Genomic DNA, 21,079 nt, shown 5'->3' on the forward strand with positions numbered 1-21,079 from the left:
GCGCACGCCCGATGGCCCTTACACCTGAAGTCGCTACGGGCCCCGGCCTCTATGGACGCCGCTACGGCGCGCTCAGTCGGCCGCGGTGTCCGCCCTGACGAGTCGGCGGACCTGAACCACGTAGAGGACTCCTGCCCACCAATAGAGTGTTGTACCCCATCCGGCGAACGCCCATCCGAAAATAGCGGCGGTCGTGTGAAGCCAGCCACTTCCCTCACTCAGAAGGAGCAACGGGAAGGCATACATCAGGTTGAAGGTGGCAGCCTTGCCGAGGAAGTTCACCTGGGGCGGCGGATAGCCATGGCGCCGGAGGATGCCCACCATCACCAGCAGCACCAGCTCTCGCGCGAGAAGGGCCGCGGTGAGCCAGAGGGGCAGGATCTCGCGCCAGGTGAGCCCGACTAGAGTCGACAGTATGTAGAGGCGGTCGGCCGCCGGGTCGAGAAGCCGGCCGAGCTTGCTGATCTGGTTCCAGCGACGGGCCAGCTTCCCGTCGAGATAGTCGCTGATACCGCTCAGCGCCAGTACCAGCAGCGCCCAGCCATCGCTGTTGGGCCCGCCGAACTCGGGCCGGAGGATCAGCCACAGGAAAAGCGGCACGCCGACGAGGCGCGCAGCGCTGAGGATGTTCGGGATGGTGAGCACACGGTCCGTCTGGACGCGTGTCTCCTGTACCTCCACCCGGGAGCCTCCCGTGAGAAACAGGCCGATGATGCTCCATGACTCTACCGGTAGGCCCGCACAGGCCCCGCACCGGGGCGTAGTGGACATGGGCATAAAAAAGACCCCGAGCGGAATGAATTCCCTCGGGGTCTTTTGAAGAATTGTTCGGCGGCGTCCTACTCTCCCACAGGGTCCCCCCTGCAGTACCATCGGCGCTGAAAGGCTTAGCTTCCGGGTTCGGAATGTAACCGGGCGTTTCCCTAACGCAATGACCACCGAAACACTATGAAGATTCAAACCGGACCCACCCACACACATATGCGTGGGGGTCGGACGGTTCGTTGCTTCAGAACCAACACAGTGGACGCGAGCACCTGAGGACAAGCCCTCGGCCTATTAGTACCAGTCAACTCCACCGGTCACCCGGCTTCCATATCTGGCCTATCAACCCAGTCGTCTACTGGGAGCCTTAACCCATCAAGTGGGTGGGAGCCCTCATCTCGAAGCAGGCTTCCCGCTTAGATGCTTTCAGCGGTTATCCCTCCCGAACGTAGCCAACCAGCCATGCCCTTGGCAGAACAACTGGCACACCAGAGGTTCGTCCGTCCCGGTCCTCTCGTACTAGGGACAGCCCTTCTCAAGACTCCTACGCGCACAGCGGATAGGGACCGAACTGTCTCACGACGTTCTAAACCCAGCTCGCGTACCGCTTTAATGGGCGAACAGCCCAACCCTTGGGACCGACTCCAGCCCCAGGATGCGACGAGCCGACATCGAGGTGCCAAACCATCCCGTCGATATGGACTCTTGGGGAAGATCAGCCTGTTATCCCCGGGGTACCTTTTATCCGTTGAGCGACGGCGCTTCCACAAGCCACCGCCGGATCACTAGTCCCGACTTTCGTCCCTGCTCGACCCGTCGGTCTCACAGTCAAGCTCCCTTGTGCACTTACACTCAACACCTGATTGCCAACCAGGCTGAGGGAACCTTTGGGCGCCTCCGTTACCCTTTAGGAGGCAACCGCCCCAGTTAAACTACCCACCAGACACTGTCCCTGATCCGGATCACGGACCCAGGTTAGACATCCAGCACGACCAGAGTGGTATTTCAACAACGACTCCCCCTGAACTGGCGTCCAGAGATCACAGTCTCCCACCTATCCTACACAAGCCGAACCGAACACCAATATCAAGCTGTAGTAAAGGTCCCGGGGTCTTTCCGTCCTGCTGCGCGAAACGAGCATCTTTACTCGTAATGCAATTTCACCGGGCCTATGGTTGAGACAGTCGAGAAGTCGTTACGCCATTCGTGCAGGTCGGAACTTACCCGACAAGGAATTTCGCTACCTTAGGATGGTTATAGTTACCACCGCCGTTTACTGGCGCTTAAGTTCTCAGCCTCGCCCCATCGAAACAGAGCTAACCGGTCCCCTTAACGTTCCAGCACCGGGCAGGCGTCAGTCCGTATACATCGCCTTACGGCTTCGCACGGACCTGTGTTTTTAGTAAACAGTCGCTTCTCGCTGGTCTCTGCGGCCACCACCAGCTCAAGGAGCAAGTCCCATCACCAGCAATGGCCCCCCTTCTCCCGAAGTTACGGGGGCATTTTGCCGAGTTCCTTAACCATAGTTCACCCGAACGCCTCGGTATTCTCTACCTGACCACCTGAGTCGGTTTAGGGTACGGGCCGCCATGAAACTCGCTAGAGGCTTTTCTCGACAGCATAGGATCATCCACTTCACCACAATCGGCTCGGCATCAGGTCTCAGACACATACTGGACGGATTTACCTACCCAGCGTCCTACACCCTTACCCCGGGACAACCACCGCCCGGGCTGGACTACCTTCCTGCGTCACCCCATCACTTACCTACTACCACCTTGGACCGTCGGCTCCACCACTCCCCTCAACTCCGAAGAGATCAGGGCGGCTTCACGGACTTAGCATCAGAGGATTCGATACTGGGCGTTTCAAAGCGGGTACCGGAATATCAACCGGTTGTCCATCGACTACGCCTGTCGGCCTCGCCTTAGGTCCCGACTTACCCTGGGCAGATCAGCTTGACCCAGGAACCCTTAGTCAATCGGCGCACACGTTTCCCACGTGTGTATCGCTACTCATGCCTGCATTCTCACTCGTGAACCATCCACAACTCGCTTACACGGCTGCTTCACCCGGCACACGACGCTCCCCTACCCATCACAACGGCCGTTAGACCACATGCTGCAATGACACGACTTCGGCGGTACGCTTGAGCCCCGCTACATTGTCGGCGCGGAATCACTTGACCAGTGAGCTATTACGCACTCTTTCAAGGATGGCTGCTTCTAAGCCAACCTCCTGGTTGTCTCTGCGACTCCACATCCTTTCCCACTTAGCGTACGCTTAGGGGCCTTAGTCGATGCTCTGGGCTGTTTCCCTCTCGACCATGGAGCTTATCCCCCACAGTCTCACTGCCGCGCTCTCACTTACCGGCATTCGGAGTTTGGCTAAGGTCAGTAACCCGGTAGGGCCCATCGCCTATCCAGTGCTCTACCTCCGGCAAGAAACACACGACGCTGCACCTAAATGCATTTCGGGGAGAACCAGCTATCACGGAGTTTGATTGGCCTTTCACCCCTAACCACAGGTCATCCCCCAGGTTTTCAACCCTGGTGGGTTCGGTCCTCCACGAAGTCTTACCTCCGCTTCAACCTGCCCATGGCTAGATCACTCCGCTTCGGGTCTTGAGCGCGCTACTCAACCGCCCTATTCGGACTCGCTTTCGCTACGGCTTCCCCACACGGGTTAACCTCGCAACACACCGCAAACTCGCAGGCTCATTCTTCAAAAGGCACGCAGTCACGACGCAGGGACAAGTCCCTGCGCGACGCTCCCACGGCTTGTAGGCACACGGTTTCAGGTACTATTTCACTCCGCTCCCGCGGTACTTTTCACCATTCCCTCACGGTACTATCCGCTATCGGTCACCAGGGAATATTTAGGCTTAGCGGGTGGTCCCGCCAGATTCACACGGGATTTCTCGGGCCCCGTGCTACTTGGGAAATGAGCAAGCAAGCCATCACGATTTCGGCTACGGGGGTCTTACCCTCTACGCCGGACCTTTCGCATGTCCTTCGCCTATCGCAATGGTTTCTGACTCACCCAGCCGCCGGCAGACGACTGAAGCTCACTCCCACAACCCCGCATGCGCAACCCCTGCCGGGTATCACACACATACGGTTTAGCCTCATCCAGTTTCGCTCGCCACTACTCCCGGAATCACGGTTGTTTTCTCTTCCTGCGGGTACTGAGATGTTTCACTTCCCCGCGTTCCCTCCACATACCCTATGTGTTCAGGTATGGGTGACAGCCCATGACGACTGCCGGGTTTCCCCATTCGGACACCCCCGGATCACAGCTCGGTTGACAGCTCCCCGGGGCCTATCGCGGCCTCCCACGTCCTTCATCGGTTCCTGGTGCCAAGGCATCCACCGTGCGCCCTTAAAAACTTGGCCACAGATGCTCGCGTCCACTGTGCAGTTCTCAAACAACGACCCGTACCCCGTCACCCACACCCACAGGCGCAGTACACCGGGACCGGCCGAAGAGACGAGCATTCCTGCCCGTACCTTCAGACACCCAACAGCGTGCCCGACACGACCTCCGATCCGGCCCGCGTTCCACGCCCCAGGAGGGCAGTACTAGCGGTCATCACACGAAGAACCGTGCCGAGTAGTCAACGTTCCACCCATGAGCAACCGTGCAGGACACTTGCCTACAGTCGGCTATGCGCTCCTTAGAAAGGAGGTGATCCAGCCGCACCTTCCGGTACGGCTACCTTGTTACGACTTCGTCCCAATCGCCAGTCCCACCTTCGACGGCTCCCTCCACAAGGGTTGGGCCACCGGCTTCGGGTGTTACCGACTTTCGTGACGTGACGGGCGGTGTGTACAAGGCCCGGGAACGTATTCACCGCAGCAATGCTGATCTGCGATTACTAGCGACTCCGACTTCATGGGGTCGAGTTGCAGACCCCAATCCGAACTGAGACCGGCTTTTTGAGATTCGCTCCACCTCACGGCTTCGCAGCTCATTGTACCGGCCATTGTAGCACGTGTGCAGCCCAAGACATAAGGGGCATGATGACTTGACGTCGTCCCCACCTTCCTCCGAGTTGACCCCGGCAGTCTCCTGTGAGTCCCCATCACCCCGAAAGGCATGCTGGCAACACAGAACAAGGGTTGCGCTCGTTGCGGGACTTAACCCAACATCTCACGACACGAGCTGACGACAGCCATGCACCACCTGTACACCGACCACAAGGGGGACCCTGTCTCCAGAGTTTTCCGGTGTATGTCAAGCCTTGGTAAGGTTCTTCGCGTTGCGTCGAATTAAGCCACATGCTCCGCCGCTTGTGCGGGCCCCCGTCAATTCCTTTGAGTTTTAGCCTTGCGGCCGTACTCCCCAGGCGGGGAACTTAATGCGTTAGCTGCGGCACGGACAACGTGGAATGTCGCCCACACCTAGTTCCCAACGTTTACGGCGTGGACTACCAGGGTATCTAATCCTGTTCGCTCCCCACGCTTTCGCTCCTCAGCGTCAGTATCGGCCCAGAGATCCGCCTTCGCCACCGGTGTTCCTCCTGATATCTGCGCATTTCACCGCTACACCAGGAATTCCGATCTCCCCTACCGAACTCTAGCCTGCCCGTATCGAATGCAGACCCGGGGTTAAGCCCCGGGCTTTCACATCCGACGCGACAAGCCGCCTACGAGCTCTTTACGCCCAATAATTCCGGACAACGCTTGCGCCCTACGTATTACCGCGGCTGCTGGCACGTAGTTAGCCGGCGCTTCTTCTGCAGGTACCGTCACTTGCGCTTCTTCCCTGCTGAAAGAGGTTTACAACCCGAAGGCCGTCATCCCTCACGCGGCGTCGCTGCATCAGGCTTGCGCCCATTGTGCAATATTCCCCACTGCTGCCTCCCGTAGGAGTCTGGGCCGTGTCTCAGTCCCAGTGTGGCCGGTCGCCCTCTCAGGCCGGCTACCCGTCGTCGCCTTGGTAGGCCATCACCCCACCAACAAGCTGATAGGCCGCGGGCTCATCCTGCACCGCCGGAGCTTTCCACCACCAGACCATGCGGTCGGCAGTCATATCCGGTATTAGACCCCGTTTCCAGGGCTTGTCCCAGAGTGCAGGGCAGATTGCCCACGTGTTACTCACCCGTTCGCCACTAATCCCCGGCCGAAACCGGTTCATCGTTCGACTTGCATGTGTTAAGCACGCCGCCAGCGTTCGTCCTGAGCCAGGATCAAACTCTCCGTGAATGCTTCCGGGCTATCCCGGCAACACATCACGAGAGCGGAACGGAACCGGAGGAATAACCCGGCCCGTCCACAGCGTCCTCGCTGTGTTTTTCTTCAAAGGAACCTCGTCCACGAGTGGACGGGGTATCAACATATCTGGCGTTGACTTTTGGCACGCTGTTGAGTTCTCAAGGAACGGACGCTTCCTTCGAAACCGTTTCACCGGCTTCTCCGGGCGCTTCCCTTCGGTGTTTCACACGCTATCAGACTATTTCCGGCTCTCCGTACCCGTGTCTCTCGCAAGGCATGCGAAAGCGGATCCGAGATTTGGATCAAGTAACTGATGGCGCCGCCCTGAACCTGGATGTGCACGCAGATGTTCACAGTGCTTCATCCGGTGGGCAGGGATACGACAGTACAGCCCCCCGCGCGGCCGTGGCAAATCGATTCCCGGCCCGGGCACCCCCTCCTGCCTGCGCCACGTGTGCGGAATCCGTAGTTCCTATGACTTACTCTTCTGGGCAGTGCGCTGTCCGGGACAGGTGGTGACGGCGCGTGATGAAACTTCACCTCCCGGGAGGCTCCCATGACCAGCGTGACCTCACCGGTCGCCGGCCGCGTGATCGGACTCGAAGCGGTGCCCGATCCGGTGTTCTCCGGCGCCATGGTCGGTCCGGGTACGGCGATCGACCCAATCCTCGAGCCCTTCGTGGCCGTAGCCCCGGTCGACGGCATCGTCGTCTCCCTCCACCCGCACGCGTTCGTCGTCGTGGACGGGGAGGGGCACGGTGTGCTCACCCACCTCGGCATCGACACCGTGCAGCTGAACGGTGAGGGCTTCGAGGTCCTCATCAACAAGGGGGACACCGTCAAGCGCGGTGACGCGATCGTACGCTGGGACCCGGCCACCGCCGTGGCCGCGGGCAAGTCGCCGATCTGCCCGATCGTGGCGCTCGAGGCCACGGCCGATGCCCTGTCCGACGTCAAGGAGGACGTCGATGTGAAGACGGGCGACGCACTCTTCAACTGGTGAGCCGGGCGTACGCCCGGCGGCCGATGGGGACCGGGCCGGGCGGCGCACTGCGGGTACGACATCCACCATGGCGGGGTTCCGCCGTATCGACCGGGGACGGGTGACATGGAGACAACGCTGCGAGGCGTCGGCGTGAGCCACGGGGTGGCCATCGGCGAGGTGCGCCATATGGGGACGGCGGTCCTGGAGCCGCCGGCCAAGCAGATTCCGGCCGATGAGGCGCCGCGTGAGCAGGGGCGGGCGCGTCAGGCGGTGGAGGCCGTGGCGGCCGACCTGGTCGCGCGCGGCAATCTGGCGGGCGGTGAGGCCCAGGCCGTGCTCGAGGCGCAGGCCATGATGGCGCAGGACCCGGAGCTGATCGCCGATGTCGAGCGGCGGATCGCCGTGGGCAGCACCGCCGAACGCGCGGTGTACGACGCCTTCGCCGCCTACCGGGCGCTGCTGGCGGGGGCCGGTGACTATCTGGCGGGCCGGGTGGCCGACCTCGACGATGTGCGGAACCGGATCGTGGCGCGGCTGCTCGGTGTGCCGATGCCGGGTGTACCGGACAGCGATGAGCCGTATGTGCTGATCGCACGGGACCTCGCCCCCGCCGACACCGCGCTGCTCGACCCGACGCTGGTGCTGGGGTTCGTGACCGAGGAGGGCGGGCCGACCAGCCACAGCGCGATCCTCGCCCGTGCCCTGGGGGTCCCGGCCGTGGTCGCGCTGCCCGGTGCCGGGGATCTGATCGAGGGAACCCTGATCGCCGTCGACGGCAGCACGGGTGAGATCTTCGTGTCCCCGAGCGAGGAGAAGCGGGCCGAGCTGACGCGCGCCGCCGAGGAGCGCCGGGCCGCGCTGGCCGCCTCCTCCGGGCCGGGTGCGACGTCGGACGGGCACAAGGTGCCGCTGCTGGCGAACGTCGGCGGACCGGCCGACGTACCGGCGGCGGTGGAAGCGGGCGCAGAGGGTGTGGGGCTGTTCCGCACCGAGTTCCTCTTCCTCGACGACAGCACTCAGGCGCCGTCGGAAGAGAAGCAGGTCGTGGCGTACCGGCAGGTGCTGGAGGCGTTCCCCGAGGGCCGGGTCGTGGTCCGGGTCCTGGACGCGGGCGCGGACAAGCCGCTGGACTTCCTCACCCCGGCCGATGAGCCCAACCCGGCGCTGGGTGTGCGCGGTCTGCGCACCCTGCTGGACCACCCCGAGGTGCTGCGGACGCAGCTCACGGCGCTGGCCAAGGCGTCGGAGGGGCTGCCGGTCTATCTCGAGGTGATGGCCCCGATGGTGGCCGACCGGCTGGACGCCAAGGCGTTCGCCGACGCGTGCCGCGAGGCGGGGTTGCGGGCCAAGTTCGGCGCGATGGTGGAGATTCCGTCCGCCGCGCTGCGGGCGCGCTCGATCCTCCAGGAGGTCGAGTTCCTCTCGCTGGGCACCAACGACCTGGCGCAGTACACCTTCGCGGCCGACCGTCAGGTCGGTGCCGTGTCGCGGCTCCAGGACCCGTGGCAGCCCGCGCTGCTCGACCTGGTGGCGGCGTCGGCGGAGGCCGCGCAGGCCGAGGGCAAGAGCTGCGGTGTCTGCGGCGAGGCCGCCTCCGATCCCCTGCTGGCGTGTGTGCTGGCGGGTCTGGGGGTCACCAGCCTCTCCATGGGTGCGGCTTCCATTCCGTATGTACGCGCGACGCTGGCCAAGCACACGCTGGCGCAGTGCGAGCGGGCGGCCTCCGCCGCGCGCGCGGCGGACACCGCGGAGGATGCCCGCCGGGCCGCGCAGGCGGTGCTGTCCGGCGAATGAGCCGGTGAGCTGTGAGATATGAGCTTTGGGCTTTTTGCTTGGGCTTTGGGCTTTGGGCTGTCGATGAAGGCGTCCCGCCGGGTGGCGGGACGCCTTCGGTCATTCCGGGCGGCTGAGCGGGATGCCCGCCCGGTATTCGACGCCGTGCTCCGGGGGAATGGGTTCACCGGTCTCGGCGTCGGTGCAGTACGCCGTGAACACCTCCGCCTCGCTCAGCGGGCGCAGCCAGCCGTCGTGCAGCGCCCAGCCGCGGACCGTCTCCGGGGAGTCCGCCACGATGGTGCGCAGCACCAGGCCGCCGGGGCTGCCCAGGGCGAAACCGCAGGCCAGGACGGTGCGGAAGACCAGGCCCGAGGGCTCGGCCAGCTTCGGTGGACCCGCTTCCCGCGCGTCGGCGTGGAGCACGGCGACCAGTGAGGTGCCGTCCGCCGGGACGCTGCAAACCACATGGTGGACGCCCGGCCCGACCGCCTCGACGACCGCGCGCAGCGCTGCCCCGGCGCGGTCGAACGCGGCGCGGGCGGTGGTGTCGTCCCGGCACTCCCCGCGGTGGCCGGCGCGGGAGAGCAGCGCCGCGGCGTACTCCCAGGTGGCCTGCTCCTCGGCCACGCCGATGAGCCGTGGCACCAGGCGGGCGATCGGCTGGCCCTCGTATGTGACGGTGCCGCCCACGACGGCCAGCTCCGCCGTATAGCGTGTGCGGCTCGCGGCGGTGTCCGGGTCGAGCCGGGTGTCCGCGCAGAACTCCTCGTAGGCGACGGGATCGAAGAGGGCGACGGTGGTGTGGACGCCCTTGGCCGCGAGCGCCTTCAGCAGCCCCTCCATCTCCCGTAGATACGCTCCGTGGTCGTCGAAGGCGAACGACCCGTAGTGCCGCATGGCGGCGAAGTCCCGCTCGTCGGCGAGCAGGGCCACGGTGCTCGGCACCTCTCTGCGGAGGGCGTGCCGGGTGGTCTGCCTCCTCGTACGCCGCCGCGTGCTCTGCTTCTGTGTCTTCGGCTTCCGGTGCCCGCCCGGGCGGTTCCGGTGACTCCTGCGTCCGGTGTGCGCCATGACTCCCCCTCAGCGCGGATGTTCAGTGCTCACTCACCGTAACCGGGGCCACTGACAACGCTCCGTCACCGCGGTCCCGTACCAGGTGGCGCTGGACGCCGCACATCGCGGCGAGCCCGGCGCCGAGGCCGAGCCAGCCCAGGGGGCCCGCCGCGATCGCCGTCGTCACCGCGAGGGGGCCCGCGCTGCGCTGGACGGCCTGGGCCAAGCCGTGCACGCCGAGGTAGCTGCCCTGTGCCGTGGGCGGGGCGAGGACCACGGACAGCTCCCAGGAGATCGTGGCGTGCAGCATCTCCGCCACGGTGAAGGCGGTGGCGGCCAGCACCAGCGTGACGGCCGCGAACCAGGGCGCGCCGACGGTCGAGGCGGCCAGCGCGGCCCCGCCGACGAGGAAGGCACCGGCCAGCGGCCACAACGAGGTGCGGGCGGTGTGCGGGGTGGCGCCGAAGCGGGCGAACGGGACCTGGAAGACCACCACGAGCAGGTTGTTGAGGACGAGCAGCAGGGGGACGAGTTGGTGCGGTGTGCTGGTGGCCGTCACGGCCCACAGCGGCAGGCCGACCTTGAAGACCGAGTCGTCGAGGAAGAGGACGGCCTCGCTGGCGGTGTAGGCGAGATAGCGGCGGTCGCGCCAGGGGTTGGGGGCGGTGGTCTTCTTTGACGCGGGGGCGGGGGCGAGTTCCGCGGGGGCGAGCGCGGTCGCGGGTGCGGGTTCCGCGGGGGTTGATTCGCCGGGTTCCGCGGGTGCGGGTGCGGGTGCGGATATTGCCGCTATTCGGGAGGCCGAGGGCGGTTCGGCGCAGCCGAGTGTGAACAGCGCGGAGGCGACGAAGGAGAGCGCGTCGCCGATCAGCAGCCAGCGGTAGACGGTGACCGTGCCGCCGGTGAGTGCCGCGGCCGCCGCGAGGCCGCCGACGGCCCAGCCGACGTTCATGGCGGTGCGGCTGATGGCCTGGTACCGGACGCGCTCGGGGCCCGCGACCCGGGTCGCGTACAGCTTCGTCAGGACGGCGGCCCCGCGGTCGCCGAGGCTGCCCACCGAGGCGATGACGAGCAGAAGCCGGAGGTCGGTGGTGGTGAGGAGGGCCGATGAGGCGGCGGCGCGCACCAGTTGGACGGTGATCAGGAGCGGGCGCAGCCGGACGCGGTCGGCGAGGAGGCCGCCGAGGGGCGGGCCCGCGATGCCGATCGCTCCGGACACGGCGAGCAGTACGCCGATTTCGGCGGTGCTGAGCCCGGCGGCGAAGGTGAAGTAGAGCGTCGCGGTCGCGCCCCACAGGCCCGAACCGATCCGGTCGACGAAGGTCACGATCAGCATGCGTCGGCCGTCCCGGCCGCCCGGGATGCGGTCGCTGAGCGCGGTGCGGCGCGTTGGCTTGCCCACCCTGGCCCCCTTGGCATTCTCGTTCCTTGACATTCTCGTTTGTATTGATACAGAGTGTTTTCTGTGGCGACACAATATGAGATCACCGGTGGGTCGGCCAAGGGGATTGCCGCATCCGTCGAACGGGGCGTGGTGGAGGGGGCGTTGACGCCCGGTACCGCGCTGCCTCCGGTGCGCCGGCTGGCGGAGCGGCTGGGCGTGAGTCCCGGCACCGTCGCGACCGCCTACAAGGAGCTGCGGCGGCGGGGGATCGTGGTGACCCGGGGGCGGGGCGGCACGGTGGTCGCGCCGACGCCCGCCGTCGCCTCGCGCCGCCCGCCGCCGGTGCCGGAGGGGGTGCGCGATCTGGCGGGCGGTCACCCCGATCCGGCCTTCCTGCCCGATCTGCTGCCGACCGCCCGGCTCTCCCCCGGAGTGCGGTCGCACCGCGCCCAGCCCCGGCTGGCCGTGCTGGAGGAGCTGACCCGCGCCTGGTACGAGCGTGACGGCGTGCCCGCCGAGCACCTGACCTTCGCCCATGGTGCGCTGGACTGCGTGGCCCGGCTGCTGTCGGTCGAGCTCAGGCCGGGTGACGCGGTGGCGATGGAGGACCCCGGCTACCACCATCTGCTGGACCTCGTCCCGGCGCTGGGGCTGCGGAGCGTGCCGGTGGCCGTGGATGACGAGGGGATCCGGCCGGACGCGCTGCGGGATGCGCTGCGGGCCGGGGCGCGTGCGCTGGTCTGTAGCCCGCGTGGGCAGAACCCTTACGGCGGCTGGTTCTCGGCGGGGCGGCGGGATGCGCTGCTGGGGGTTCTGAGTGAGGCGCCGGGTGAGGTGCTGGTGATCGAGGATGATCATGCGGCGGATGTCGCGGGGGTGCCGTTGCACAGCCTCGCTGGGGGTGGTGGGGGTGGCCGTGCGGGGGACGGTGTGGGGGGTGCGGGTGGCCGTACGGGTAGTGCGGGTGGCCCTGCGGGGCGTCCGGCGCGGTGGGCGCATGTGCGCACCGTCTCCAAGCACCTGGGGACCGACCTGCGGTGGGGCGCGCTCGCCTGCGACCGTACGACGCTGGCGCGCCATGACGGCCGGATGCTGCTGACCTCCGGCTGGGTCAGCCATGTGCTGCAAGAGACGGTCGCCCGGCTGATGACCGACCCGGAGACCCAGGCCCTGGTGGCCGCGGCCCGGTCCGCCTACGCCCGGCGGCGTGAGGCCCTGCTGGCCGCGCTCTCGGCCCGGGGGGTCGCCGCGCACGGGGCGAGCGGGATGAACGTATGGGTGCCGGTGCGGGACGAGGCGGCGGTGGTCAACGGGTTGCGGACGCGGGGGTGGTGGGTGGCGGCCGGTGCGAGGTTTCGGCTGGCCGGCGGGGCGGGGGTGCGGATTACGACGGCGGGGTTGGGGGAGGCGGATGCGGGGGTGTTGGCGGGGGATTTGGCGGGGGTGTTGGGGGAGGCGCAGGCGACGTATGGGGGGTAGGCGGGGGTTTTTCCCCACCCCGCCCCTTCCCGAACCGGGGCGCGGCCCCGGCCCCCGCCGGGGCTCCGCCCCAGGCCCCGTTCCGGGGGCTCCGCCCCCGAACCCCCGCCGGGGCTCCGCCCCTGGACCCCGCTCCTCAAACGCCGGAGGGGCTAGAGGGTGCGGCTCCCCCCTGGGGCTCCTCAAACGCCAGAGGAGCCAGAGGGTGCGGCTCCCCCCTGGGGCTCCTCAAACGCCGGAGGGGGCCGGAGGGTCCGGCTCCGCCCCCGGGCTCCTCAAGCCTCGGAGGGGCTGGCGGCTCGCGCCCCGCCCCGGGCTCCTCAAGCCCCCGCCCCGCCCCTCCCCTGGGCCAAGCGCTCGTAGTACCGCAGCAGTTCCACATCGTCCACCGAACCCAGGTTGACCGCCTTGTCCAGGGAGGTGCCCTGGAGGAGGCGCTTGACCGGGACCTCGATGCGTTTGCCGGTGAGGGTGTGGGGGACGCCGGGGACCTCGATGACTTCGTCGGGGACGTGGCGGGGGGAGAGTTGGGTGCGGATGGTGGTTTTGATGCGGGTCAGGAGCTCTTCGTTCAGGGTGGCGCCGGGGGCCAGGTGGACGAAGAGGGGCATCCAGTAGCCGCCGTCGGGTTGTTCGACGCCGATGACGAGGGATTCCCGGATCTCGGGGAGGCGTTCGACGGCCTCGTAGATGTCGGCGGAGCCCATTCGGACGCCCTGGCGGTTGAGGGTGGAGTCGGAGCGGCCGTGGATGATCACGGTGCCCCGGGAGGTCAGGGTGATCCAGTCGCCGTGGCGCCAGGCGCCGGGGAACATCTCGAAGTAGCTGTCGCGGTAGCGGATGCCGTCGGGGTCGTTCCAGAAGCGGACGGGCATCGACGGCATGGGGCGGGCCACGATCAGCTCTCCGACCTCGTCGACCACCGGTTCGCCCTGCGGGTCCCACGCCTGGAGGTCGGTACCCAGGCCGGGGGCCTGGAGTTCGCCGATGTAGACGGGGAGGGTGGGCACGGCGCCCGCGAAGCAGCTGCACACGTCGGTGCCGCCGCTCACGGAGGCGATCCACATGTCCTCGGCCACCTCGTCGTGGATCCACCGGAAGCCGTCCGGCGGCAGCGGGGAGCCGGTGGTGGCTACGCATTTCACTGCGGAGAGGTCGAAGTCGCGGCCCGGGTGGACGTCGGCCTTGCGGCAGGCCATGACGTACGCGGCGGAGGTGCCGTAGAGCGTGGTACCGGTGCGTTCGGCGACGCGCCACTGGGCGGCGGTGTCCGGGTAGCCGGGGCTGCCGTCGTAGAGGACGACGGTGGCGCCCACCAGCAGCCCGGACACCAGGAAGTTCCACATCATCCAGCCGGTGGAGGTGTACCAGAAGAAGCGGTCGTCGGGGCCGAGGTCGCTGTGGAGGCCGAGCTGCTTGAGGTGTTCGAGCAGGATGCCGCCCTGGGACTGGACGATCGCCTTGGGCAGCCCGGTGGTCCCGGAGGAGTAGAGCACCCACAGGGGGTGGTCGAAGGGGAGCTGTTCGAAGACCGGCTCCGCCGGTTCGCAGACGATTTCGTCCCACACCAGCGTGGCCTCGGGGGCGGGGGTGCCCAACAGTGGGATGTGGACGACGGCGCGCAGGCTGGGCAGCTCGGCGCGCAGCTCGGACACGGTCGCGGTGCGGTCGTGGGTCTTTCCGCCGTAGCGGTAGCCGTCGACGGTGAAGAGGACCACCGGTTCGACCTGCTGGAAGCGGTCCAGGACGCTGCGGGCGCCGAAGTCGGGAGCGCAGGAGGTCCATACGGCGCCGACCGCGGCGGCGGCCAGGAGGGCCACGGTGGCCTGGGGGATGTTCGGGACATAGCCGCTGACCCGGTCGCCCGGGCGGACGCCGAGGCGGCGCAGCTCGGCGGCGACCGCGCCGACCTGGCCACGCAGCTCGGCCCAGCTGACCGGGCGCGGGTCCTGGACCTCGTCGACGTGGAGCAGCGCGGGTTCGTCGGCGCGGGCGGGGTCCTCGGCGGCGCGCAGGGCATGCTCGGCGTAGTTGAGGGTGGCTCCGGGGAACCACCGGGCGCCGGGCATGGCGGGGTCGGCGAGCACCCGCTCGTACGGGGTGGCGAAGCGCACCTCGAACCATTCGGCGACCGCCCGCCAGAAGGTCTCCAGCTCCGCCACCGACCAGCGGTGCAGCGCGGCGTAGCTCGCGGTCGGGTCGTCCGGGCTGGGCGCGGGGGCGCCGTGACGCTCGGCCGCCCAGGCGTGGAAGGCGGTCAGCCGGGACCGGGCGATCCGGTCCGCGCCGGGCTGCCACAGGGGGTGCGGCCGGTGGTCGGAGTGGGCTGCGGTGGTCATGGGTGTCGGCTCCCGGCTGTCCGCGTCGGATGCGTCCGCGTGTATCCGTGTATATGCGTGGGTGTCCGTGGTGTCCGTGGTGTCCGTGGTGTCCGTGGTGTCCGTGGTGTCCGTGGTGTCCGTGGTGTCCGTGGTGTCCGTGGTGTCCGTGGTGTCCGTGGTGTCCGTGGGTCGCACATCCGCCTCGTATGCGTCCGGTCAGGACGATGCCATGTGATCGACTCCCGCACCAGGGGCACCACTCCACATCACAAGGCGGGATCATGTGCGAGGACCACAGGTGAACGGCAGTTGAACCATGTCCCTGCCGGGCTTCGGCAATGGCAGGCTGATCAGTATGGATGCGCGTGACCTGGTGCGGTCGGAGAAGCTGGTGCGGTCGGTGAGGGTGCTCTGCACCGCGCAGGGGTTGCGGTCACTGCGCTCCGCGTGGCGGCGTCGGCGTTCCGACGCGGCCGCGCTGCCCCGCCGGGGCACCGAGCTGGCCCGGGTGCCGGGTGCTGTGCAGGGGGCCGATCCGGAGCCGGGGGGCGGGGTGGTGCGGTTCGCGCGATCCTCGCTGCGGGTGCGGGTGACCACGGGCGGCGCGGTGTTCTGCGGCTGGGACGGGGCCGAGCCGGAGCCGTCGTACGCCCTGGACGGGCCCTGCCCGGAGGCGGACGAACGGGCGGAGCTGGAGCCGGACACCGATGGCGGCTGGCGGGTGGTGTCCGAGCGGGTCACGGTGATGGTGGGGCGGACCGGCACGGTGGAGGTGCGGACCCCGGGCGGGGTGGTGCTGCGGCGGGACCTGCCGCCGCGGTGGTGGGAGCCTGCCGGGGTGCGGGGGCCCGTGGGGTCGGGGGCGGGGGTAGCGCTCGCGAAGCCGGGGGCGGGGGCGGGGGCGAGGTCCGCCGAGCTGGCCGGGCTCGCGGAGCCGGGACTGGGCGCGGGCGCGGGGGCGGGATCCGCTGAGCCACGGCTCGCGGAGCCGGGGGCAGGGACGGGATCCGCCGAGCCGGGGGCGGGGGCAGGATCCGCCCTGCCGGGGGCAGGGGCAGGATCCGCCGCGCCGGGGGCGGCGCCCGGGACCGTGGAGTCGGGGCTCGGGCCGGGGCTGGGTGGGGAGGGTGCCCGCTGGCTCCAGTTGTCCGAAGTCGCCGCGGACGCGCGCTTCTTCGGGCTCGGCGGGCGGGCCTCCGGGCCCCGGCTGCGGGACGGGGGGTACCGGCTGTGGAACACCGATCCCGGCGGCAGCTTCGAGCCGGGGGACGATCCGCTGTATCTGACCATGCCGGTGCAGCTGGTGGTGGCCGACGCGGGCACCCATCTGGTGTTCCACGACAACTCCTGGGACGGCACGGTCACCCTGCGGGAGGGCGAGGAGGGCTCGGGCTCCGGCCATGACCGGCCCGGCCGCTGCCGGACGCGGATGGAGGGCGGTCCGCTGCGCTACTGGGTGATCGTGGGCACCACCCCGGCGCGGGTGCTGCACGGCTGGACGGCGCTGACCGGCGCCCCGGCGGTGCCGCCGCGGTGGGCGCTCGGCCATCACCACGCGCGCTGGGGGTTCCACGACGCGGAGGAGGTACGGCGGGTGGTGGCGGGCTACCGGGAGCGGGATCTGCCGCTGTCCGCGCTGCACCTGGACATCGACCACCTCATCGGCCACCGGGTGTTCACGGTGGACGGCGCGCGCTTCCCCGATCTGCCGGGGCTCGCCGCCGAACTGCTCGAGGACGGGGTGCGGCTGGTGTCGATCGTCGACCCCGCGGTGAAGGCGGAGCCGGGCAACGCGGTGTACGAGAGCGGGGCGGCGGACGACGTCTTCGTACGCGACGCCCAGGGGCGTGAGGTGCGCGGAGTGGTCTGGGCGGGCGAGTCGGCGTTCCCCGACTTCACCGATCCCCGGGTGCGCAAGTGGTGGGGCGGGCTGTACGCGGAGCGGCTGGCGCAGGGCTTCTCCGGGGTGTGGCACGACATGAACGAGCCGGTGTCGTTCGCCGCCTTCGGCGAGACCACGCTGCCGCGCTCGGCCCGGCACGCCCTGGAGGGCCGGGGCGGCGACCACCGCGAGGCGCACAACGTCTACGGGCTGGCGATGGCGCGGGCGGGCTACGAGGGGCTGTGCGAGCTGCGCCCCGACGAGCGGCCGTTTCTCTTCTCCCGCTCGGGGTGGGCGGGGCTCCAGCGGTACGGGGGCAGCTGGTCCGGCGATGTGGCCACGGGCTGGGCGGGGTTGCGGGCCTCGCTGTCGCTGGTGATCGGGCTGGGCCTGTCCGGGGTGCCGTATTCGGGACCCGACATCGGTGGCTTCACCGGTTTTCCCTCGCCGGAGCTGTATCTGCGGTGGTTCCAGCTGGGCGCGTATCTGCCGCTGTTCCGCACCCATTCGGCGATCTCGGCGGGGCGGCGGGAGCCGTGGGAGTTCGGCCCGCGGGTGCTGGAGCACGCGGCGGCGGCGCTGCGCGAGCGGCAGCGGCTGCTGCCGTACTTCACCACGCTGGCGCAGCTGGCCGCGCGCACCGGCGCCCCGTATGTGCGGCCCGTGTGGTGGCGCACGCCCAAGGACCGGGCGCTGCGCGACTGCGAGGACGCCTTTCTGCTGGGGGACGCGCTGCTGGTGGCGCCGGTGCTGGAGGAAGGCGCCCGCCGCCGCCCGGTCCGGCTGCCGCGCGGCCGCTGGTACGACACGGTGACCGGCCGGGCGTACCACGGCCCCGGGCGGGTGGTGCTGGACGCTCCCCTGTCGGGCATCCCGGTCCTGGCCCGGGCCGGTTCGGTGGTGCCGGTGGCGGCGCCCGGCGGCGGCGTGGAGCTGGAGGTGTGGACCCCGTGCCAGGGCCGCAAGGGCGCGGGCGCGGGCACGCTGGCCGTGGACACGGGCGACGGCTGGGAGAAGCCGGAACTGCTGCGCTTCACCACCCGGCTGCGGGACGGCGAGGTGGCCGTCGAGCGCGAGGGTGGCGGCGAGGTGGGCTACCCGATACGAGTACGAGGCGAGGCCCCGCCCTCCGAGGACCGCCGCGGCCCCCGGGCGAGCTGACCGCGACGTGCGGCCTGCCCAGCGCGCCGACCCAGGCGGCGACCCGGCGGGCCGCCGCCCTCGTGGGCTCCCCCGGGCTCACCGCGGTGAGGCCGCGGCCCGGCCGCGGAAGCGGGCGAGAGCCGAAGCGCGCCCCGCGCCCCGGCGGAAACGGCCCCGGCCGAAGCCGTCCGCCCTGGACCACCGTGCGATGGTCGGCAGCGGGAGCTGTGACGGCTCGGCGAGGGGCCGCCGGCGGAAGCAGATCGCGGCGGGGGCGGCAAGCCGCGCCCGGACGGCCGGGGCGCCAGGGTGCCGGCGCGCCAGGGCGACAGCCGATCGCGGCGCGGCGAGCCGAGGCAGCCCCCGCAGGAAGCCGACCGCCGCGCGGAGACCCAGCGGCAACAGCGCCAAGGGATCCCGCGAACACGGGCTCGCGCAGGCGGGCTCGCGGACGCGGGCTTGTTTTCGCTTCTCGGGGTGGGATAAGTGATGGGCATGCCAAGACTCGCCGTCGCGCTGCGTGCGCTCGCTCTGCCCGTTGCCGCTCTGCTGGCCGTCGCGCCGTACACCCCGGCGCAGGCGAAGGCGGAGCCCAAGGCTCCGAAGGAGTTCGTCGCTCTCCGGGACGTCGATCCGACGATCCGGCAGGAGATCCGCTACTTCACGCCGCACAACTTCACCGGCGATCCGGTGGACGGATATCGCAGGCCGATGTGTGTCCTGACCCGCCCGGCCGCCGAGGCGCTGCATCGGGCGCAGCGTCAACTGCTGCGGCGCGGCTACACCTTGAAGGTGTACGACTGCTATCGGCCACAGCGCGCGGTGAACGACTTCGTGGAGTGGGCGAAGGATCTGGACGATCAGCGGATGAAGGGCGAGTTCTATCCGGAGGTCGACAAGACGCGGCTGTTCGAGGACGGCTATATCGCCGAGAAGTCGGGGCACAGCCGGGGCAGCACGGTGGATCTGACGATCGCGCGGCTGCCCGCGCTGCCCACGCGTCCGTATGTGCCGGGCGAGAAGCTGGTGCCGTGCTACGCGGCCAAGGAGGACCGCTTCCCGGACAACTCGGTGGACATGGGCACGGGTTACGACTGCTTCGACACGCGCTCGCATACGCTCGATCCGCGGATCAAGGGTGTGCAGCGGGCCAACCGGCTACTGCTCAAGGGCACGTTGGAGAAGCTCGGGTTCGTCAATCTGGCCGAGGAGTGGTGGCACTACACCTTCAAGCCGGAGCTGTTCCCGGACACCTACTTCGACTTTCCCGTCTCGCGCCGCTCGCTGACCGGCTGAGTGAGCGTCACAGCCGTCCGCCCGCCGTGTCCGAGGACAGCCGCTGGGCGATGTACACGGGCACCACGGACGCCAGGATCAGCAGCGCGGCGACGACGTTGACGACGGGGGCCTGGTGGGGGCGGGCCAGGTTCTCGTAGATCCAGATGGGCAGGGTGCGGGTGCCGGGCCCGGCGGTGAAGGTCGTGACGACGATCTCGTCGAAGGAGAGCGCGAAGGCCAGCAGCCCGCCCGCGAAGAGGGCGGAGCGCATCGCGGGGAAGGTGACGTACCGGAAGGTCTGCCAGGAGCGCGCCCCGAGGTCGGCGGACGCCTCGGCCAGGGAGGGCGCGATACGGCGCAGCCGGGCGCCGATGTTGTTGAAGACGATGACGACGCAGAACGTGGCGTGCCCGACGACCACCGTGAACAGGCCGAAGCCGATGCCGATCGGGTCGAGGACGGTGCGGAAGGCGGCGTTGAGGGCGATGCCGCTGACGATGCCGGGCAGCGCGATCGGCAGGACGAGCAGGAAGGACACGGTCCGCCGCCCGAAGAAGCGGTGGCGGTGGACGGCGTACGCGGCGAGGGTGCCGAGCACCAGGGCGATGGCGGTGGCGGCGAGTCCGGCCCTGAGCGAGGTGAGCAGGGCCTCGCGGGCGCCGTCGCTGTGCAGGGCGGCCCGCCACCAGCGGCCGGTGAGGCCGCTGGGCGGCCAGCCGAAGGAGCGGTCGGCGTTGAAGGAGTTGAGCAGCACCAGCAGCAGGGGGACGTAGACGATCGCGAGGCCGGCCGCGGTGACACAGCCGAGGAGCACTCGGGCGGTGCGTGAGAGACGCATGGGGCCACCTCCTGGGGCGACTGTGGCGACTGGAGCGGCTGGGGCGATTGGGGCGGCTGGGGCGATTGGGGCGACGGCGATTGGAGCGGCTGGGGCTGGGGCGACTGGAGCGGTCAGAGCGAGTCGAGGGCGCCCGCACGGCGTACGGCGGCCAGGTAGCAGACGATGAGGACCACGGGTACGGCGGAGAGCGCGGCGGCCATCGGCAGGTCCAGGGTGACCTGTGAGGCGATCACATTGCCCAGCAGCTGGGTCTTGCCGCCGACGATCTGCACGGTGAGGTAGTCGCCCAGGCTGAGCGAGAAGGTGAAGACGGATCCGGCGAACACGGCGGGGCGTACGGCGGGCAGGACGACGGAGCGCAGGGTCCGCCAGGCGCCGGCGCCGAGGTCGGCCGAGGCCTCCAGCATCCGCTCGGGGAGCCGTTCCAGGGCCGCGTACACCGGAAGGATCATGTACGGCAGCCAGAGGTAGGCGAGCACGATGACGACGGCGGTGGTGCCGTAGCCGGGCCCGTGCAGCCCGAACGGGGCCAGGGCGGCGCCCACGACGCCGTCCTCGCCGAGCATGACCCGCCAGGCGTACGCCTTGACCAGATAGCCGGCCCACAGCGGGGTGAGCACGGCGACCAGCAGCGGCCGCCGCCACCGCCGCCCCGCGACCCGCGCCATGCAGAACGCCATGGGCAGGGCGAGGAGCGCGTCGATGACGGTGACGGCGACCGCGATGGACAGGGTGCGCAGGGCGATGGTGCGGTAGACGGGGGTGGTCAGCAGCTCGTGGAAGTTGTCGGTGTTCCAGGTGTGGACGACGTCGGAGGTGAAGGAGTCGGTGGCCCAGAAGGCCGACAGCAGCAGGATGGCGAGCGAGCCCAGATAGGCCAGGGTCAGCCAGAGCAGGGGCGGGGCGAGGAGCGCGGTGAGGCGCAGCCGCGAGCCTGGGGTGGGCGCGGCGGGCAT

The 21,079-nt window shown here is 68.9% G+C and carries 11 protein-coding genes and 3 rRNA genes; 5 read left to right on the forward strand and 9 right to left on the reverse strand.

What is annotated here, in order from left to right; all coding sequences use genetic code 11:
• Positions 1-72: 72 nt before the first annotated feature.
• The 4 genes from ACJX2R_RS07680 to ACJX2R_RS07695 all read right to left on the reverse strand — a co-directional run bounded on the left by ACJX2R_RS07680 (position 73) and on the right by ACJX2R_RS07695 (position 5,972).
• Positions 73-681, reverse strand: coding sequence for a CDP-alcohol phosphatidyltransferase family protein (locus tag ACJX2R_RS07680; RefSeq protein WP_262700379.1), 609 nt, complete (start codon positions 679-681; stop codon positions 73-75).
• A 145-nt stretch (positions 682-826) separates the two neighbouring features.
• Positions 827-943, reverse strand: a 5S ribosomal RNA gene (gene rrf, locus ACJX2R_RS07685).
• A 96-nt stretch (positions 944-1,039) separates the two neighbouring features.
• A 23S ribosomal RNA gene (locus ACJX2R_RS07690) occupies positions 1,040-4,160 on the reverse strand.
• Positions 4,161-4,445: 285 nt separating this feature from the next.
• A 16S ribosomal RNA gene (locus tag ACJX2R_RS07695) occupies positions 4,446-5,972 on the reverse strand.
• The 16S, 23S and 5S rRNA genes sit together here, the layout of an rRNA operon.
• A 565-nt stretch (positions 5,973-6,537) precedes the next feature.
• Here ACJX2R_RS07695 and ACJX2R_RS07700 point away from each other — a divergent pair.
• Both ACJX2R_RS07700 and ptsP read left to right on the forward strand, forming a co-directional pair.
• The gene (locus ACJX2R_RS07700) at positions 6,538-6,984 is read left to right on the forward strand and encodes a PTS glucose transporter subunit IIA (protein WP_413099404.1); all 447 of its coding nucleotides are present in this window, start codon (positions 6,538-6,540) and stop codon (positions 6,982-6,984) included.
• Between the two features lie 105 nt (positions 6,985-7,089).
• The gene (gene ptsP / locus ACJX2R_RS07705) at positions 7,090-8,760 is read left to right on the forward strand and encodes a phosphoenolpyruvate--protein phosphotransferase (protein WP_413099405.1); all 1,671 of its coding nucleotides are present in this window, start codon (positions 7,090-7,092) and stop codon (positions 8,758-8,760) included.
• Positions 8,761-8,859: 99 nt separating this feature from the next.
• On the opposite strand, the gene ACJX2R_RS07710 is transcribed toward ptsP, so the two are convergent.
• Positions 8,860-9,813 carry a hypothetical protein gene (locus tag ACJX2R_RS07710; protein ID WP_413099406.1) on the reverse strand — a complete coding sequence of 318 codons (954 nt, stop codon included), beginning with the start codon at positions 9,811-9,813 and terminating at the stop codon, positions 8,860-8,862.
• Positions 9,814-9,835: 22 nt separating this feature from the next.
• On the reverse strand, positions 9,836-11,197 hold the full coding sequence (locus ACJX2R_RS07715; protein WP_413099407.1) for an MFS transporter: 1,362 nt from the start codon (positions 11,195-11,197) through the stop codon (positions 9,836-9,838).
• A 63-nt stretch (positions 11,198-11,260) separates the two neighbouring features.
• Here ACJX2R_RS07715 and ACJX2R_RS07720 point away from each other — a divergent pair, with 63 nt between their 5' ends.
• The gene (locus tag ACJX2R_RS07720; protein ID WP_413099408.1) at positions 11,261-12,658 is read left to right on the forward strand and encodes an aminotransferase class I/II-fold pyridoxal phosphate-dependent enzyme; all 1,398 of its coding nucleotides are present in this window, start codon (positions 11,261-11,263) and stop codon (positions 12,656-12,658) included.
• Positions 12,659-12,978: 320 nt separating this feature from the next.
• Here ACJX2R_RS07720 and ACJX2R_RS07725 read toward each other — a convergent pair whose 3' ends face one another.
• The gene (locus ACJX2R_RS07725; RefSeq protein ID WP_413105794.1) at positions 12,979-14,997 is read right to left on the reverse strand and encodes an acetoacetate--CoA ligase; all 2,019 of its coding nucleotides are present in this window, start codon (positions 14,995-14,997) and stop codon (positions 12,979-12,981) included.
• 337 nt (positions 14,998-15,334) lie between these two features.
• Here ACJX2R_RS07725 and ACJX2R_RS07730 point away from each other — a divergent pair, with 337 nt between their 5' ends.
• Together ACJX2R_RS07730 and ACJX2R_RS07735 are read left to right on the forward strand one after the other, a co-directional pair.
• On the forward strand, positions 15,335-18,022 hold the full coding sequence (locus ACJX2R_RS07730) for a glycoside hydrolase family 31 protein (protein ID WP_413099409.1): 2,688 nt from the start codon (positions 15,335-15,337) through the stop codon (positions 18,020-18,022).
• Between the two features lie 477 nt (positions 18,023-18,499).
• Entirely contained in the window at positions 18,500-19,300 is an 801-nt protein-coding gene (locus ACJX2R_RS07735) for a M15 family metallopeptidase (protein WP_413099410.1), read from the forward strand.
• Between the two features lie 7 nt (positions 19,301-19,307).
• Here the strand turns inward: ACJX2R_RS07735 and ACJX2R_RS07740 are convergent, their stop codons facing one another.
• Together ACJX2R_RS07740 and ACJX2R_RS07745 are read right to left on the reverse strand one after the other, a co-directional pair.
• Complete coding sequence (locus ACJX2R_RS07740; RefSeq protein WP_413099411.1) at positions 19,308-20,120, reverse strand: ABC transporter permease; 813 nt, start codon at positions 20,118-20,120, stop codon at positions 19,308-19,310.
• Between the two features lie 113 nt (positions 20,121-20,233).
• A complete protein-coding gene (locus ACJX2R_RS07745; protein WP_262705174.1) occupies positions 20,234-21,079 on the reverse strand; it encodes an ABC transporter permease in 846 nt (281 codons plus the stop codon).

Source organism: Streptomyces sp. Inha503, from assembly GCF_047215865.1.
Taxonomy (GTDB): Bacteria; Actinomycetota; Actinomycetes; order Streptomycetales; family Streptomycetaceae; genus Streptomyces; species Streptomyces lycopersici.